Consider the following 15,513-nt stretch of genomic DNA (forward strand, 5'->3'; position numbering starts at 1 on the left):
GGGCGCGGCGACCGGAGGGGTCGGCGGCCTGCTGGGGCTGCGGCCGCAGAAGGTGCTGCTCGGGCCGCTGTTCGGCGCGGCGGTGGGCAGGGCGCTCGCGGCGCGCACACGCCCGGTGCCGCCGGCGGCGGCGGCCAGCATCGCGATGGTGGCCTACCGGAGTATCTCGCCGCTGGTCTTTCGCGATGCGCAGGTGAGCCTGCTCGCCGAACGGGTCCCGGCGCAGCGGCTGCCCTTCGTCGTGCCGCGGCAGGCGCGCTCGCGCCGGGTCGGCACCGGCTACGTGCGGGAGCTGGCCGAGGAGCTCGGCGGCCACTACGTCGCCGATGCCGCCGACGTGGGCATCGTCGCCTCCCTGGACGACCTGGCCGGTCCGGAACTCGACCCCGCCGGCGTGGACCCGCTGGTCCGCGAGTTCTACGAGCACACCACCCGGTTCACCCTCGACATCGTGCCGCGGTGGCGGCTGTGGGTGCGTCCCGGCTACCTGCTGTATCGCACCGCGCTGGCCCGCCCGCTGGGCCAGGCGAACGTGCCCATGAACCAGCGTGAGACCCAGCGCGGCATCCGCAGCCGCATCGACACCATCGCCCCACCCGGCGCCCCGCCGGGTGTCGACGCGGTGACGGTCCGCGGCTGGATCCGCTCGTTCGCCGACACCGACGAACCCATCTACGTCGGCATCTACACCACCTACCGGCACCGCGACCGCGGGTACGTCAGCGTCGGCTTTCCGCTGCCCGCAGCGAGTTTCACCGCGACGCTCCTGCCGTGCGGCCGGGCCGACGGCGGGCTGACCCTCACCAGCCGGAGCGATCTGGAGCACCCCGGCCACTACCTCGCCTACCGCGACCCGACGGACGGCAGCCTCACCGCCCTGGCGGTCCACGGCTTCGCCGAGGAGCTCGACGTCCACCGGGACGAGGCGGGGCTACGCGCGAATCACTCGTTCTTTCTCTTCGGCATCCCTTTTCTCGTCCTTCATTACCGCATCACCCGCAAACCCCCGACTGCGACGCGGAAACCGCAGCGCTAGTCGCGCTCCAAGGGACGGCGCACAGCCGATCGGCAATCTTCTGGACGTCGGCGATGCCCCGCGCCGCCGTCATGACGCGCTCGAATGCCGCGTCGTCGACGAGGTCGGTAATGTAGCCGTTGATATCAAGAAAACCACTGCCGCGAGTCAGGCCAGGCGCTTGTTGCCGTCGACCAGGGGATGACTTCGGGCAACGGAATGCAGGATCGCGGCCGGCTTTCTGGGCTCGGGCCGCGCGGCCCGAGCCCAGGGGCCGCCTGGTTACCCGGCCGCGATCTGCGTGACGGTCTTCAGGTCCGCGCCGACGAGGTACTTCACCGTGACGCCGGCCCTGGTTCCGACCACCAGGTAGGACCCGTCGGAGTTCTTCACCACGCTGGTGACCGCGACTGACGCGTCCTTGGCCTTGAGCGCCGCGGTCACCTTCGCCAGCTCACCCACCGACAACGACGTGTTCACCGCCGTGGCCAGCCCGGGCGCGGAGTTCCCGCCCGTTCCCGCCTGGACACCGGCGGACAGTCCCGTAGTTGCGCTCGCCATCGTCGCACCACCGAAAACAAGCCCCGCGGTGGCGGCAATGGTCGTGAAGGCGAGGCCGATCTTCTTAGCAGACATGTTCCTGGCTCCCCTTCGCGCGAGGCGGGCCGACGGCCGGCCCGCCCGGTACTCCACACATTCCTTCGACTACCCGTCCGTTCACTTCTGGTCGATCCCGCGCGTGGCTTCGGGAATTCCCGCCGGACACTCACGAGCTTTCACGAACTTTTCCGTCTTCCAGCGGTTCGGGACGAGTGCGTCGAGAAGGACGCTACCCACGGGCCGGTCGATCCCAGCTCCGGAAAGCCTGTCGTCACGCCGATAGTTTATGAATTGCCCGGCATCCGGCCAGGTCGAGGAGGGTGCCGTTGCCAGGCTCACACTCGGGCAGGCGTCGCGACATTCGGGCATTCCCGGGCAGTGGCACCGAGAAGGTGTTTCATATCCCACTCGACGCGCCGCGGCTACTCCGGTGCGGCGACGGGCGGTGGGGTCCGGCCGCCGGGCCGCAGCTCGGTGATCAACCGGGCGCGTTCCGCGAGCAGGGCCTCTCACGTGCACGCATCGCGGTCGCGGCGGCGAAGTCACTCGCGTCGATCGCAGCGTCCTTCGCCGCCTGCGCCTGGGTGAGCTGCCCGGCGAGCTCACGGGCCCGCGCGTTGGCGCTGATGATGGCGTCCCGTGGCGGGGAGTAGATCACCTCGGAGGGCGAAGCTTCCCGCGTCCCGCGATGGCGGCAAGCACTCGGCGGCCGGCGTCCTCCGGGTCGACACCGTGACGGGCGAGGATGTCGGCGGCGACGCCCTCGTCCCCACCCAGGAGCCCGAGCAGAAGATGCCCCGGGCCGAGGAAGGTGTGGTGGAGCCGCTGAGCGGCATGCAGCGACTTCTCCAGGACCCGCTTCGCGGGCGGGGTGAACGGGAGGTGCCGTGGTGGCGTGTGCTCGGTCGCGCCCACGGCCGCCGCGACCGCCGAGCGGCCGGCCGGCAGCGTGAGTCCGAACGAACGCAGTACGACGTCCGCCGGCCCGGTGTCGTCGTGGAGCAGGCCGAGCAGCAGGTGCTCCACGCCGATCCGGTCGTGGCCGAGCGACCTGGACTCCTCCTGCGCGTGGACGACGGCCAGCCGGGCACCGGCGGCGAACCTCTCGAACATCGGCGGCCCCCCTCGGTTCCGTCCGCTCGACACCGACGCGGCCGCTCCCATCATCGATCACCTCGGGCAGCGGCCGCAGGCGATTGAGCGCGAACGTCACGCCGGCGGTCGGGCCCTCGACTCCGCCGGTCGCTCCTCGGTGGTCTCCTGCGCCGTGGGCAGGACGGCCACCTGGGTCTGGTGCAGGGTCGGGGTCTCGGCCTGGTCCGCCACGGCCCGCGCGAGCTGGCCGTAGCCGAGCGTGCCCTCGGCACGGCCGCGGTCGAGCGGCAGTGCGGCGAGAACATAGCCCGCCGCATCAGCCGCGTCGCCGACCTGCAACCCGGCCGGCGGGGTGAGGACCAACCAGTCGAGGTCGGCCGCGAGGCGGCGCAGCGCGGTCATTTCCCGCGCGTGCGCGCGTGCGAACGGCAACAGCGACGGCGGAAAGACGTCGGGATCGTCCATCACCGTTGTTCCGTCGGTCAGGGTCAGCGTGGCGAACAACCCGATCGTGATCAGCCGGGTGACCGGCGACGTCCGCGCGGCGCCGACGGCGCCGGCGACGCCGGCGACGACGTGTTCGTAGAACGCTTCGTCAAAGCCGTCGAACGAGGGCGGCGGCGCCGAGAAGGGCGTCACCGCGACCACGACGATGTCAGCGTCACGCAGAACGTCGACGAGGTCGCCGGCGCGGGTCGCATTCCCCTCGGCCACCTCGACGCCGAGATCTCCCAGCGACCGGTGCCGCCCGGCGTCGCGCACCACACCGGTCACCCGGTGCCCCCGGGCGACGAACTCCTGGCTGACCGCGCGCCCCGCGCGACCGCCGGCACCGAGCACGGCGACCCGAGCCGGTGTATCCGATCGAGATACCGCCTCGGCGGGTCGTGCTCCTGTGCTGTTGTCCGTCATGGCGGCCAAGCTAGAACGCGGTGGGCCGGTTACTGCAACGTGACCGGTTACCGTTGACGGTGTGGAGGAGATGGCCGACGCCCCGACCTTCGACCCGGCCTGCCCGATGAGCGCATTCCCGGTGCAGATCGGCGACAAGTGGACGGCGATGGTCGTGCTGTGCCTGGAGGCCCGGCCGCGGCGGTTCTCCGAGCTCAGGCAGCTCCTCGGTTCGGTGAGCGCGAAGGTCCTGACCGACACCCTGCGCGCGATGGAACGCGACGGCCTGCTGACCAGAAGCGTCTTCGACGAGAACCCGCCCCGGGTGGAGTACCGGCTGACCGCCCTCGGCCGGACGTTGCTGTTCCTGATCGAGGCGGCCCGGAGCTGGGCCCGGGACAATCTCGACGACCTGCTCGCGGCCCGCCGGCAGCATGACGAGTCGCCCGTCCCATCTCCGACGTAGGCCGGTAGGTCGTCGAGGTCGTCGAGGTCGTCCGCGGTGTCCGCCGGAGTCCGCCGGAGTGGTGGATCGACCCACGCGCAGTGGCGCGCGAGCGACTCACCCGATGGCTGCCGCACCCGTCGCCGGCCGGCAACCGATCCGACGAGCCGACCGCGTCAGTCGGGCTCTTCGGCCTGCGGTGCCGGCACAGCAGCCGGGCTTGAGCGACCGCCCGTCACCGGGGCGCTCTGAGCAGCGGCAACAGCTGGTTGCCCTGGCGCTCGATCTCCGCCAGATAGGGCGTGTCCGACAGGACGAAGTGGGTGATCCCCAGGTCGGCGTATCGGTGCAGGGATTTCGCGACGTCCGCCGCCGAGCCGACCAGCCAGGTTGTGCCGGCGCCCTCGCCGCCGATGCGGCCCGGCGCGGTGTAGAGGTTGTCGTCCAGGACCTCCCCGCGTGCCTGCAGGTCGAGCAGGCGCCGCTGGCCGACGGCGTCGAAGCGGCCGCGGCCCTCGGGGAGGTCATCCTGGCGGGCAGCCAGGTCGGCGACCTTGGCCTCGGCGTCGGCCCAGGCCTGTGCGGTGGTGTCCCGGACGACGGTGGTGACGCGCAGCCCGAACTCCAGCGGCGGGTGCTCGCGGCCCACCTTCTCACTCAGCTCCCGCAGCCGCGCGACGCGTTCGGCGATGCCGTCGAGCGGCTCACCCCAGAAGAGCTGGACATCCGCCTCGGTGGCGCAGACCTGCTCCGCGGCCGCGGAGGCGCCGCCGAAGTAGAGCTTCGGGTGGGGCCGGCCCGGGCGTGCCTGGACCCGGGAGCCGACGGTCGAGCCGGTCACCTGGAAGTACTCGCCGCGGTGAGTGACGTCCCGTTCGGTCCACAGCCGGCGGACCAGCCGCATGAACTCGCCGGTGCGGGCATAGCGCTGGGCCTGGTCCCCCTCGCTGTCGCCGTATGCCGCAAGCTCGTCCCGGCCCGAGACGATGTTCACCCGGACCCGCCCGCCCGACAGGTGGTCGAGGGTGGCCGAAGCGGCGGCGAAGTGCGCCGGGTGCCAGTAGCCGGGACGCACGGCGATGAGCGGCTCGAAGCTGGCCGTACGCGCGACCAGGGCCGTGGCGACGGTGAAGGTGTCCGGCCGGCTCCACCCGGCGCCGAGCAGCGCTCCCCGCCAGCCGTGCCGCTCGATCGCGACGGCCTGTTGGGTCAGCGTGTCAAGACTGTTGTGGGCCGCCGCCGTGTCGTCGCCGCGGTGCCCGGGCCGGATCTCGTTGGGGATGTACCAGAGGTACTCCGCCGCGGTCATCCGCGGTCATCCGCCTTGACGTCGACCGACAGGCGGGGCGCCGGTCCGCCGCTCGGAGCGTGCACCAGCGAACCAGCGATCGTCTGGGGGTTCGTGGACAGGGCGAGGACACCGGCGTAGCCGGCGGGCGAGTCGCTGAGAAGCTGACGGTCACGGATCTGGATTCGCCGGACACCGCTGCGTCCGTCGGCGACGGGCTGGGCCCGCAGCGCCGCCGGCCCCGACCAGGTACCCGCGGCGATCGCGGCCTCGCGGGCCAGCACGGCCGCGCGTTTGTGGACGAGAAACTCCCGCAGGCCAGGGCACGCAGCGGTATCGGTCGTCGGCATGACGTTTCCCTCCAGGAACAGCGGTGCTCTCATGCCACACCACGTCGCCGGGCTTACGCAACCTCGCGCCATGCTTGCGTAACACCCGGACAGCAATTCCGAAACGGGCGGACCTGTCAGTCCGGAGCGCCGAAATCGCGGACGGCGCGGCCGATGCGACGATCAGGGACGACCCAGACCAGCGCGACGAGGGTGTAGCAACCGGTTGCGATGATGACGCCGAGCTTGCCGTGGGTGTCGACGAACAGCGCGGAGAGTATTCCGCCGAGATAGAACAGCGGCGAGATCTTGCCCTTGAGATCCCATCCGACGGCCTGCCTGAGCGGGGAGTCGGGTCCGTGCGCCCGGATGACGACCCGTTGGAGCACGGCGTAGGCGCAGGCCGCAGCCAGCAGATTCGCACCGAAGAGGACGACCGGGAAACGCGCGTAGTTCGTCTCGTCCATCCAGGCGGTCGTGAACGGAAACAGCGACAGACAGAACAGCAGGCCGAGGTTCGCCCAGAGCACCCCACCGGTCACCCGGCTGGCCAACTGGAACATGTGATGATGGTTGTTCCAGTAGATCCCGACGTAGACGAAGCTGAGGAGGTAACTGAGCAGACCCTTCCCGGTGGTGTGCCACAGGTCCGCGAACGTGTGCCCCTCGGGAGTCTTCAGCTCAAGAACCATGATCGTAATGATGATGGCCAGCACACCGTCGCTGAACGCCTCCAGCCGACTGGTCCTCATCGGACCGCCCCAGCAATGCCGCGACCGACCATCGCCGTGCACGCAGCCGCACCCGTTGCCCCAGTCCACATACCGCTATGACACCATCTCCCCTGGTCCGGAGCCGAGGCGGTACTGGGCACGCCGGTGGGCGGCCGATCATCTCGTGCAGATCGTTACCGGGCCGGGATACCGTACGAGTACGGCCGTTGCACTGCCGGCCCAGGCCGTCGGGCCGGTGCCGGTCGCCCAGCCCGAGGTGAGGAGCACCCAGATGCTACGTGTTGGCGACACCGCGCCGGACTTCGAACTCCCGGACGAGAGCAACACCCCTCGCAGGCTTTCGGCCCTCCTGGCGAATGGTCCGGTCGTCCTGTTCTTCTACCCGGCGGCGTTGACCAAGGGCTGCACCGCGGAGAGCTGTCACTTTCGAGACCTTGCGGCGGAGTTCGCCAAGGTCGGTGCGCAGCGGGTCGGCATCAGCACCGATACCGTGGCCAAGCAGAAGCAGTTCTCCGACAAGCACTCCTTCGACTATCCGCTGCTGTCGGATGCCGACGGCGCCGTGTCGCGGGCGTTCGGCGTGAAGCGGCCGATCGACCTGCTGCGGGTCAAGCGCGCCACCTTCGTGATCGGTACGGACCAGGTCATCGTCGAGGCCATCGCCAGCGAGCTGAACATGAACACGCACGCGGACAAGGCGTTGGCCGCGCTGGGCGGATAGGACGCGCGGAGGTGTGCGTGAGAACGGAGCCATCCGGAAACCCCTGCTCACGCGCACGCGCGCCCCACCAGCGAGGCCGGTTCACCGTCGTGGGCGGTCGCGAGGCGGTTCGGCGTCAGCGGACAGTGGCCTCGATGGTCCACTGCCGGGCGTCGGCGGTCGGCGGACGCCCGGCCTCGTAGTCGGCATGCACGGCGGTCACGGTGAATCCGGCTTCGCGCAGCAGGCCGGTCAGCTCGTCGAGCCGGTAGATCTGAGGGCACGGTCGCGCCCGGTCACCAGAGCGAACGCCCCGGCCGGGATGATCACAGCTTCGAACGCGCCCGGATCGTCGAAGGTCATCATGTTCGCCTCGAACAGCACGGGGGCAAGCCCGCGGGCGGCGCAGTTGTCCCGGCACACCGCCAGCATCGATGCCGAGGTGTCGAATCCCCGCACCCGCAGACCCGCCGCACACAGCGGGACAAGCACCCGCTCCGTGCCCACCGCCGGTTCCAGAATCTCCCCGGTGACGCCCGCCAGCAGGTCGCCGTACAGCTCGACGTCGCCGAACGACGTGCCGATCGGCTTGTCCAGCTGATAGACCAGCGACGACAGTCGCCCGTATTCGGGCATTCTCCCCGCCATGCGTCTCCTCCCCGACCGACACGCTGACGCAAAGGGCGGTCTTCGCTGCTACCAGGCGAAGTGCTCGGGGGCCGTCCGGTAGCCCGGGAAGATCTCATCCAGCCGGGCGAGCGCCTTCTCGTCCAGGTGGACGTCGAGCGCCCGGACGGCATCGTCGAGGTGCTGCTGGATGCGCGGGCCGACGATCGGCGCAGTGACGGCCGGCTGGTGCAGCAGCCAGGCGAGCCCGACGTCACCAGGCTCGTGGCCGAGCTCGGCGGCGAAGTCCTCGTAGGCCTCGATCTGGGGGCGGCTGGCCTCCAGGGTCTGCGCGGCACGGCCTTCCAGGCGCCGCCTGCCCTCGCGTTCCTTGCGCAGCACGCCACCGAGCAGGCCGCTCTGCAGCGGCGACCACGGGAGAAGGCCCACGCCGTAGTGCTGCGCGGCGGGCAGCACCTCCAGCTCGACCTCGCGGGTGAGGAGGTTGTAGATCGGCTGCTCGCTGACCAGGCCGAACGTCCCGCGCTGGGCTGCCGCGGCCTGCGCCTGGGCGATGTGCCAGCCCGCGAAGTTGCTGCTGCCGACGTAGAGGATCTTGCCGGCCGTGACGGCGACGTCGACGGCCTGCCAGATCTCGTCCCACGGGGTGGCGCGGTCGACGTGATGGAACTGGTAAAGATCGATGTAGTCGGTCTGCAGCCGGGTCAGGCTCGCGTCCAGCGCACGGCGGATGTTGAGCGCCGACAGCTTGCCCTCGTTGGGCCACTCCCCCATCGCGCCGTAGACCTTGGTCGCCAGCACAGTGCGTTCCCGGCGCCCGCCGCCCTGCGCGAACCAGCGGCCGATGATCGACTCGGTGTAGCCCCGGCCCTCGCCAAGGCCCGACACGCCGGCCGAGCGCAGGCCGTAGGCATTGGCCGTGTCGAAGAAGTTGATGCCGTACTCGTGCGCCGACTCCATGATCTTATGGGAGTCGTCCTCGCTGGTCAGGGGGCCGAAGTTCATCGTGCCGAGGCACAGGCGCGAGACGGACAGACCGGAACGACCGAGCTGGGTGAACTGCATCTTGGGCGGAGTCCTCTCGATGAGGGATCAGCCGGTATCTCGCTCAGGCAAGCGGCAGGCCGGCATCATCGAGTCTGCACCTTCGAGCGTGCTCCAGGTCAAGCCGCCCGAGCACCACCCATGCCTGGCCGGCGGTACACCCGGCCAGCCCAATCGGTGACGGCTGGCCAGGTGAGCGCGGGCGGGCAGGCGTCAGCGCAACCTGTGCGAGAACAGGGCGCCGTCCAGCACGTGGACCGTCAGGATGACGATGACCCCGGCCAGCACGGGCACCACCACCAGGCGTTCGACCCTCCCGTCGGTGCGGGGAACCAGGACGACCTCCATCCGCCAGTTCACCGGCCAGAGCAGGAGGCAGCCGCGGGGGGTCATGCAGTCACCGATCAGGTGCGCAAGGCACCCCACGACAACCGGGTAGGCGACGAAGCTCATGTCCAGGCCGTGCATCAGATAGACGGCGACCCCGGCCGTCACGCAGTCCTTCAGACCCGACCAGAACTCGTGCCCCTCGAAGTCCAGGCCGAGGCCGCGCAGCCCGAAGCCGACGAGGACGAACAGCGCCGCCCACCAGCCGTACCGAGAATGGTCCGCCAACAGGCTCATCGCCACGCCCATGGCGAGTGCGAAAAGCAGGGAATGGGTGGCGTGCCGATGGCCGCCGCAGGCCCGACTCACCCATCGGCAGATCGTCCGGCTGACCGGGCCGAGGGTGTTCGCGATCCGGCCGTTGGGATGGTCGATGTCGGGCAGCAGGCCCGCACCCGCGGCCACCACGCCGCCGGCGATCACCTGATGGGACGACAACGACAGCGCGTAGGTCCCCAGCCAGTCCTCCCGGCCCAGGACAGGCACGACAGCCAGCCAGAGCGCCGCACCGCTCAGCGCGTGCGTCCGCCCCATCACCGCGGACAAACCTCAATGATCGGCATTCGGCGCACTCTAGCCTGACGTTTCCACCGGGCTACGCCGGGCGTGCCCGTCGGCCAACGCGCCCAGCCGGGCGGACGCCGGGGTCGTCATGGACGCCGGGCTCGCGTCCGACAGCGCGGCCCGGCGCCGCTCGGTGGAACACCATGATCATCAAGGTGGGAGTCGGGCTGAAGGATCTCCGTACTCCGCCGACCCCGGGGCGGTTCAGTTCGCCGGGGTGGCGAGCAGGAAGCCGTCGGGGGCCAGCACGTCCGAGGCGGTCGCTGACAGCGCAGGGCGGACCACGAGGATCTCGGCGCCCCGCGACACGGCCACTGGCCCACAATGGGCCGAACCAACCGCGCACTGCTAAAGTATACCTTAGTTAAATGCATGGGGCATCACGGGGGCCGGGTGAGGAGACAGCGTCGATGGCAGATCGCAACGGTCGTGAAATTCGTGACGGTCGCACGGCTCGCCGCGTCCGAAAGACGCACCGCGCGACCGTCCTGAGGACCGAGCGGGTCAGCGAGCACATGGTGCGGGTGATGTTCGGCGGCGACGGCCTGGCCGAGTTCGTCGCCGGCGAACACACCGATCACTACGTCAAGCTGCTCTTTCCGGTGCCTGGGGTGACCTACCCAGAACCGATGGACATCCAGGCCGTGCGACAGGACCTGCCGCGGGAGCAATGGCCTCGAACGAGGACCTACACGGTGCGGTCGTGGAACCCGGACGCCCGCGAACTCACCATCGACTTCGTCTACCACGGCGAGCGGGGCGTCGCCGGGCCGTGGGCGGCAGGTGCTCAGCCTGGGGCGGAGCTGTCGCTTGTCGGGCCGGGCGGCGGCTACGCGCCGGATGTGAGCGCCGACTGGCACCTGCTGGCCGGGGACGAGAGCGCACTGCCGGCCATCGCCGCGTCCCTCGCCCGGATGCCCGGGCGCGTTCCGGTGGCCGCCTTCGTCGAGGTGGCGGGGCCCGGCGAGGAGCAGGTGCTCGACGTCCCCGCCGGCGCGCACCTGAGGTGGCTTCATCGCGGCGGCCGGGAGGTCGGCGAGACGCTCGTCGAGGCGGTCTCGGCCTGGGAGTTTCCGCCGGGTGACGGCCAGGCATTCGTCCACGGCGAGGCGGGCGCGGTCAAGCGGCTACGCCACCTGCTGCGGATCGAGCGCGGTATGGACCCAGCCCGGCTGTCGATCTCAGGCTACTGGCGGCTGGGCTCGGACGAGGACGGCTGGCAGGCGTCGAAAACCGACTGGAACCGTCAGATCGAAGCCGAGGAGCAGGCCGCTGTCGGCTCGTGACGGCCGGACGATCCGAGGCCAAGGCACTCGTCGTCGATGCGATGGACCGACCGGCCGACGCCGGGCCCAGCTTGGGGCGACCACTGGTCGACCCCTGGTCGGCTCGGAGATCCACAATCTCAAAGAGCTCAGGCCCGGTTCCGCGGGCTCCTCCGAAATCAGGATCATCTTCGTCTTCGATCCCTGGCGCTCGGCCGTCCTGCTGGTGGATGGGGACAAGTCAGGCGACTGGTCCAGTTGGTACCGGAAGACGATTCCGCGGGCGGAGAAACTGTACGTCGAATATGTAAAGGAACGGGAAGCCGAGGAGGGCAGGCCATGACCAGGTTTCCCAGGTGGAGCGACGTCCGCGCCGATCTGATCGCCGACGCCGGCGGTACGGAGGCGCTGACCGAGGCCCGACGGCGTAACCAGGCCTACATCGACGGCCATCGGCTCGCCGAACGCCGCAGACTCCTCGGCATCACCCAGAGCGAGGTCGCTGAGCGCATGGGCATCAGCAAGAGCCGCATATCTCAGATCGAACGCGGTGAGGTCTCGACCGTCGACGTCATCGCTCGCAACGTCCAGGCCCTCGGCGGCCAGATCCAGATCGCGGCGGTCTTCGGCGACGACCTCTACATCCCGCGCGGCATCGACACCCCGGCCGCATAGCGACCCGACGAGCCCGCCGAGATTCGGCTGCCGTACCGGGCGTCCGCACCTGCGGCAGTCCGGAAATCGGTTGGTGGTGGCAGCAGCGGACCCATACTCTCCCGCACGACCGCTCGCACAGCGCCGGTCGTGTCGTTGTTCCGGCGCACGTACAAGGCGTATGGTCGCCCAACGGTAGAGTCCAGACGCGGATAGTAGGCGCCCAGCAGCGACACCCGCGCCGCGACCGGCTCCACCCCGAGTTCCAGCTCGCCCTGGCCCTGCGCCTCCAACAGCTCCCGGGCCCGCTCGACCAGCACCCCAGCTCGGCCTCGGTATGCGCCGAGCCCACATGCGCGACGATCCGCCGCCGCCCACCCACCGACTCGGCGATCTGCACCGCCGTCGCTCCCGAAGCCGTCCGCACCCGCCGAATCCAGGCCACAGCCCTACCGTAGAGCACCAATTAGTGCCTCAGAACGGCCCACCAGGCATCCATCACCGCAGGTCAACGCCCTACAGGGCCGAAGATCCCGAACCGATGACCAAACTCAGGTCATACTGGCGTTCCGGCCGCCAAGATCGCGTTCAACGCTGACGGTGGAACCAGTCTCGAAGCCGTCCAACGGGTCCTTTCCTGACAGATCTCGTGGAGACCTGCACGCCAGGTCGCCGGGCTGTTCGCCGGGCAACTGGCTGCCTCGACGGGCACACCGCCCTCCTTGGCATCTCCGACGCCTCTCTCGAGTCTCGGGCATCCCGATCAGCGCACCGGCCGCGGGGTGGGGCACAATCTCCCCGGAGGAGGTGCGGGCATGCATCCGTTGATCGAGGCCAGGCGGGCAGAGATCCAAGGACTCTGCCATCGGCTCGGCATCCGCCGCCTTGACCTCTTCGGCTCCGCGACCAGCGACGCCTTCGACCCCGACAGCAGCGACGTCGACGTCCTCGTCGAGTTCGACACAGACCGTGCCGGATTCGACTACTACGGCACATACTTCGCCCTCAAAGAAGGACTCGAACGCCTGCTGGGTCGCACTGTTGACGTCGTCAGCGTCACTGCAATCCGCAACCCCTACTTCCGCGACCAGGTGATGAACACCAGGCAGCCCCTGTATGCCCCCTGACCCGCGCAAGTACCTCTGGGACGCCGCGAACGCGGCCGAACTCGCCCGAAGCTTCGCCTACGGCCAGACCTTCGCCGACTATCAGGCGAACGCGATGCTACGCGCCGCGGTCGAGCGCCAGTTCGAGATCATCGGCGAGGCGCTCAACCAGCTCTCCAAGGCTGCCCCGGACCTCGCTGCCAGAATCCCCGATCTTCCTCGAATAGTCGCCTTCCGGAACATCCTCATCCACGGCTACGCCACTGTCGACGATGCCCTCGTCTGGCAGGTGCTCCAGGAAAAACTCCCGGAGCTCGAACAAGCGGTCCGAAGAATGCTGTCCGGGAGCTGACCGGCCTGACCGGCCTGACCGCCTGCGCCGAGGCCGGGCTACCGCCAGGCAGAACGCCACCACCGAACTGCGAGCCTCTGCGATCACCTCTGCGACTTGGACCATCACCTTCTGCGCATGGGTGAGCATCCCGGTTCGTGCCGACCGCTGCTCGCGGCGCCCTTGCTAACGTATGGGTAGGAGAAACAAGCGAACAGCGCCCTGTCGGGACGCTAACCGGGCGGCGGCAGGAGAGCGGATGCGGGCTGGCGAAGTCTGGTGGGTGGATTTCGGCGAACGACGGCCGGTGGTTCTCCTCTCAGCTGAGGGCGAGTCCGGATTCCTGGCCATGCAAGTGGTCCCCCCAGCCGGCACCGACCTCGATGGCGTGGCCGCGGAGGTTGCGATTGGAACTCCCGAAGGACTTCCCTTCGAGGGCGTCCTGCGCGTCGCGTTTCCGCGTCCAGGCGTCGTCCCCTGCACCTGGCTCCTTTCGGTGACCAGAGAGGACCTGGCCGAACGGGTCAGCACCCTGCCGCCAGCGAAGCTCGCCGAAATCGAGAACCTTGTCCGCCTCGGTGATCCGGCGTAGGCAGGGTCAACAGCTTCATCCGACCGGGCGGCTCCGAGGCCGGGCGGGACAGCCGGGTGGTGTCCCGGGCTCTCCGGCGACGGTACGCACAGCGGCGGCGGCGCCCAGCGCCCGGTCGATCAGACCGGCATCAGGCTGGCGGCGGTAGTGGCGCCGAGCTCCCAGCAGGCTTCGCAGTCGGCGGCGGATATTTCGCCGAGGACGGTGAGCGGGTCGCGCAGACGCCTCCACCTCAGGCCAGTGGTGATCGTCTCAACGCCGCGGACCGCGCCGGTCGTGTCACTGTTGCCGTGGACATAGAGGGCGTATGGCCGGCCGACGGTGAACTCGAGGACTGGGTAGTAAATCTGATCGAAGAAGTGCTTCAGTGCCCCGGACATGTAGCCGATGTTCGCCGGGGTGCCGAGCAGGTACCCGTCGGCCGCGAGCACATCAACAGCGGTGGCGGCCAGCGCCGGGCGGACGACGACCTCCACACCCTCGATCGCGTCGTCCCGCGCCCCCGCAAGAACGGCCTCCAGCATCGCCTGCAATGACGGCGACGGCGTGTGATGGACGATCAAGAGGGTCGGCATCGCGCCCATGCTACGACCCCGCGGGAGGCCGCGCCGCTCCACGCTCGACCGGCCGCCCGCCAGGCACTCAGCCAGTCGATCGCGAACGCGAAGCGGATGCTCGCCGCGTCCGGGACCGGTGTCTCGCGCCGCGCGGACCTGCTCAGACTCGCGGCCTGGTTCCACAGCGCGGACAGCGAGACCGCACACCGCCTTTTCGACGCGGCGTTCGGTGCCTATCCGGCCCGCCATCTGCTCCTCGGACCCGGGGAGCAGGACCTGCGGGCCGGGCCGAACACGTCCTGGTGGGTGGCGGTTCCCGTCGACGTGCCGGTGTCGCTACGGGAACGAGGCGATCGCACGGTGCGAGGCCGGGCATCCCGGGTGCCCGACCCGAAGGCGCAGACGGATCGGCTGGTGCAGCAGGCCCAGGAACGCACGAAGGCGCGGGAGACCGCGGCCGCCGAACTGCCCGCCGCTGGCGCGTTGCACGGCAGCCGGCTGAGCCGAGCGGCCCGGGACCTACTGCTCGAACTGGTCCCCGCGGTGTTCACCGCGACGGCCGGCGGCCGCGAACCAGCCGACCACCGTGCGTCCGATCTGGGGCTGGGGCTGGGGCTGGCGTTGCGCGGTGTTCCAGTCCCGGCGGACGGCACGGCTGCGGCGTGGGGCGAACGGCAGATCGAGGAGGCCCTGCTCCACAGAGGAGTCGCTGCTCGGCAAACTCATCGCGGATCTCGCTGACAGTCGATCGTGACGATCAGGACGATCAGGACGGCGCGGCCGCGGTACACCAGGTGGCAGACTGGCTCAGTGTGGTCGTGAGCCTCACTCTCCTGGACGGGGTGCGCTGGGAGGGCGCCCCGGTGGCCGGCGACCGGTCGCAGGCGCTGCTGGCGGCCCTGGCGTCCGAACAGGGGCGGTCGGTGGGGTCGCGGCGGCTGGTCGAGCTGATCTGGTGCGGGGAGCCGTTGGCCAACCCGACCAAAGGGCTGCAGGTCGTCGTCTCCCGGACCAGGGCGGTCTGCGGTGCCGGCGCGGTGGTACGCGACGGCGACGGCTACCGGCTCGGCCTCCCGCCGACGCAGGTTGACAGCTGCCTGCTGGGCCGGCTGGTGGTCGAGGCCACCGGGCTCCTCGCGGCTGATCCGGGGGCTGCCGCCGAACGGGCCCGCGAGGCGCTCGGGCTCGGCGCGTCGCTGCCGTCGCTGCCCGCGGACGATCGGGGGACACTCGCCGACGTCCGCCGGGCGGCCGGGCGCGACCTGGCCCCGGCCCGGCTGCTGCTGGGC

21 protein-coding genes and 2 pseudogenes are annotated in these 15,513 nt (G+C 70.1%); 11 read left to right on the forward strand and 12 right to left on the reverse strand.

Annotated elements, in window-relative coordinates; all coding sequences use genetic code 11:
• Window positions 1–1,036: hypothetical protein (locus ND748_RS11855; RefSeq protein ID WP_251745783.1), on the forward strand; the 1,036-nt coding region annotated here is incomplete at its 5' end.
• Window positions 1,037–1,297: 261 nt separating this feature from the next.
• Here ND748_RS11855 and ND748_RS11860 read toward each other — a convergent pair.
• From ND748_RS11860 to ND748_RS11875, 4 genes are all read right to left on the reverse strand, one after another.
• Window positions 1,298–1,651: a hypothetical protein gene (locus tag ND748_RS11860; RefSeq protein WP_251745784.1), complete on the reverse strand. Its 354-nt coding sequence runs from the start codon at window positions 1,649–1,651 to the stop codon at window positions 1,298–1,300.
• Between the two features lie 442 nt (window positions 1,652–2,093).
• The gene (locus tag ND748_RS11865; protein WP_251745786.1) at window positions 2,094–2,273 is read right to left on the reverse strand and encodes a hypothetical protein; all 180 of its coding nucleotides are present in this window, start codon (window positions 2,271–2,273) and stop codon (window positions 2,094–2,096) included.
• Window positions 2,270–2,728, reverse strand: a complete 459-nt coding sequence (locus ND748_RS11870; protein WP_251745788.1) for a Clp protease N-terminal domain-containing protein — start codon at window positions 2,726–2,728, stop codon at window positions 2,270–2,272. Before ND748_RS11870 ends, ND748_RS11865 begins: the two co-directional genes overlap by 4 nt.
• A 96-nt stretch (window positions 2,729–2,824) precedes the next feature.
• The gene (locus ND748_RS11875; RefSeq protein ID WP_251745789.1) at window positions 2,825–3,622 is read right to left on the reverse strand and encodes an NAD(P)-dependent oxidoreductase; all 798 of its coding nucleotides are present in this window, start codon (window positions 3,620–3,622) and stop codon (window positions 2,825–2,827) included.
• Window positions 3,623–3,692: 70 nt separating this feature from the next.
• On the opposite strand from ND748_RS11875, the gene ND748_RS11880 reads away from it, so the two are divergent.
• Window positions 3,693–4,067, forward strand: a complete 375-nt coding sequence (locus ND748_RS11880) for a helix-turn-helix domain-containing protein (RefSeq protein WP_285901977.1) — start codon at window positions 3,693–3,695, stop codon at window positions 4,065–4,067.
• A 214-nt stretch (window positions 4,068–4,281) separates the two neighbouring features.
• Here the strand turns inward: ND748_RS11880 and ND748_RS11885 are convergent, their stop codons facing one another.
• The 3 genes from ND748_RS11885 to ND748_RS11895 all read right to left on the reverse strand — a co-directional run bounded on the left by ND748_RS11885 (window position 4,282) and on the right by ND748_RS11895 (window position 6,415).
• Window positions 4,282–5,355: an LLM class flavin-dependent oxidoreductase gene (locus ND748_RS11885; RefSeq protein WP_251745793.1), complete on the reverse strand. Its 1,074-nt coding sequence runs from the start codon at window positions 5,353–5,355 to the stop codon at window positions 4,282–4,284.
• Window positions 5,352–5,717 carry a hypothetical protein gene (locus ND748_RS11890; RefSeq protein ID WP_251745794.1) on the reverse strand — a complete coding sequence of 122 codons (366 nt, stop codon included), beginning with the start codon at window positions 5,715–5,717 and terminating at the stop codon, window positions 5,352–5,354. Before ND748_RS11890 ends, ND748_RS11885 begins: the two co-directional genes overlap by 4 nt.
• Before the next feature lie 83 nt (window positions 5,718–5,800).
• Window positions 5,801–6,415 carry a TMEM175 family protein gene (locus ND748_RS11895; protein ID WP_251745796.1) on the reverse strand — a complete coding sequence of 205 codons (615 nt, stop codon included), beginning with the start codon at window positions 6,413–6,415 and terminating at the stop codon, window positions 5,801–5,803.
• A gap of 253 nt (window positions 6,416–6,668) precedes the next feature.
• Between ND748_RS11895 and ND748_RS11900 the strand changes: the two genes are divergently transcribed.
• The gene (locus ND748_RS11900) at window positions 6,669–7,118 is read left to right on the forward strand and encodes a peroxiredoxin (protein ID WP_251745798.1); all 450 of its coding nucleotides are present in this window, start codon (window positions 6,669–6,671) and stop codon (window positions 7,116–7,118) included.
• Window positions 7,119–7,349: 231 nt separating this feature from the next.
• On the opposite strand, the gene ND748_RS11905 is transcribed toward ND748_RS11900, so the two are convergent.
• The 3 genes from ND748_RS11905 to ND748_RS11915 form a co-directional block, all read right to left on the reverse strand.
• Window positions 7,350–7,745 (reverse strand): class I SAM-dependent methyltransferase, encoded by a 396-nt coding sequence (locus tag ND748_RS11905; protein ID WP_251745800.1) that lies wholly within the window; start codon window positions 7,743–7,745, stop codon window positions 7,350–7,352.
• 48 nt (window positions 7,746–7,793) lie between these two features.
• Window positions 7,794–8,789 carry an aldo/keto reductase gene (locus tag ND748_RS11910; RefSeq protein WP_251745802.1) on the reverse strand — a complete coding sequence of 332 codons (996 nt, stop codon included), beginning with the start codon at window positions 8,787–8,789 and terminating at the stop codon, window positions 7,794–7,796.
• A gap of 192 nt (window positions 8,790–8,981) precedes the next feature.
• On the reverse strand, window positions 8,982–9,689 hold the full coding sequence (locus ND748_RS11915) for a metal-dependent hydrolase (protein ID WP_251745804.1): 708 nt from the start codon (window positions 9,687–9,689) through the stop codon (window positions 8,982–8,984).
• Window positions 9,690–10,129: 440 nt separating this feature from the next.
• Here ND748_RS11915 and ND748_RS11925 point away from each other — a divergent pair, with 440 nt between their 5' ends.
• From ND748_RS11925 to ND748_RS11935, 3 genes and pseudogenes are all read left to right on the forward strand, one after another.
• Window positions 10,130–11,005 (forward strand): siderophore-interacting protein, encoded by an 876-nt coding sequence (locus ND748_RS11925; protein ID WP_251745806.1) that lies wholly within the window; start codon window positions 10,130–10,132, stop codon window positions 11,003–11,005.
• Window positions 11,002–11,327 (forward strand): annotated as a pseudogene (locus tag ND748_RS11930) (type II toxin-antitoxin system RelE/ParE family toxin). Before ND748_RS11925 ends, ND748_RS11930 begins: the two are co-directional and overlap by 4 nt.
• Entirely contained in the window at window positions 11,324–11,659 is a 336-nt protein-coding gene (locus ND748_RS11935; protein WP_251745808.1) for a helix-turn-helix domain-containing protein, read from the forward strand. The pseudogene ND748_RS11930 and the gene ND748_RS11935 overlap by 4 nt, the downstream one beginning before the upstream one ends.
• On the opposite strand, the gene ND748_RS35010 is transcribed toward ND748_RS11935, so the two are convergent.
• Window positions 11,623–11,958: a hypothetical protein gene (locus ND748_RS35010; RefSeq protein WP_374215900.1), complete on the reverse strand. Its 336-nt coding sequence runs from the start codon at window positions 11,956–11,958 to the stop codon at window positions 11,623–11,625. The two genes, ND748_RS11935 and ND748_RS35010, sit on opposite strands and share 37 nt — an antisense overlap.
• 495 nt (window positions 11,959–12,453) lie before the next feature.
• Between ND748_RS35010 and ND748_RS11945 the strand changes: the two genes are divergently transcribed.
• The 3 genes from ND748_RS11945 (at window position 12,454) to ND748_RS11955 (ending at window position 13,667) form a co-directional block, all read left to right on the forward strand.
• The gene (locus tag ND748_RS11945) at window positions 12,454–12,765 is read left to right on the forward strand and encodes a nucleotidyltransferase family protein (protein ID WP_251745809.1); all 312 of its coding nucleotides are present in this window, start codon (window positions 12,454–12,456) and stop codon (window positions 12,763–12,765) included.
• The gene (locus ND748_RS11950) at window positions 12,755–13,096 is read left to right on the forward strand and encodes a DUF86 domain-containing protein (RefSeq protein ID WP_251745811.1); all 342 of its coding nucleotides are present in this window, start codon (window positions 12,755–12,757) and stop codon (window positions 13,094–13,096) included. Before ND748_RS11945 ends, ND748_RS11950 begins: the two co-directional genes overlap by 11 nt.
• 238 nt (window positions 13,097–13,334) lie before the next feature.
• Window positions 13,335–13,667 (forward strand): type II toxin-antitoxin system PemK/MazF family toxin, encoded by a 333-nt coding sequence (locus ND748_RS11955; RefSeq protein ID WP_251745813.1) that lies wholly within the window; start codon window positions 13,335–13,337, stop codon window positions 13,665–13,667.
• A 119-nt stretch (window positions 13,668–13,786) separates the two neighbouring features.
• Here the strand turns inward: ND748_RS11955 and ND748_RS11960 are convergent, their stop codons facing one another.
• Window positions 13,787–14,251 carry a flavodoxin family protein gene (locus ND748_RS11960; RefSeq protein ID WP_251745815.1) on the reverse strand — a complete coding sequence of 155 codons (465 nt, stop codon included), beginning with the start codon at window positions 14,249–14,251 and terminating at the stop codon, window positions 13,787–13,789.
• On the opposite strand from ND748_RS11960, the gene ND748_RS11965 reads away from it, so the two are divergent.
• Both ND748_RS11965 and ND748_RS11970 read left to right on the forward strand, forming a co-directional pair.
• A complete protein-coding gene (locus tag ND748_RS11965) occupies window positions 14,219–14,965 on the forward strand; it encodes a DUF2397 family protein (protein ID WP_285901978.1) in 747 nt (248 codons plus the stop codon). The genes ND748_RS11960 and ND748_RS11965 overlap by 33 nt on opposite strands.
• A gap of 71 nt (window positions 14,966–15,036) precedes the next feature.
• Window positions 15,037–15,513, forward strand: a pseudogene (locus ND748_RS11970) (transcriptional regulator); the annotation flags it as partial.

The organism is Frankia sp. AiPs1 (assembly GCF_023716945.1).
Classification (GTDB): Bacteria; Actinomycetota; Actinomycetes; order Frankiales; family Frankiaceae; genus Frankia.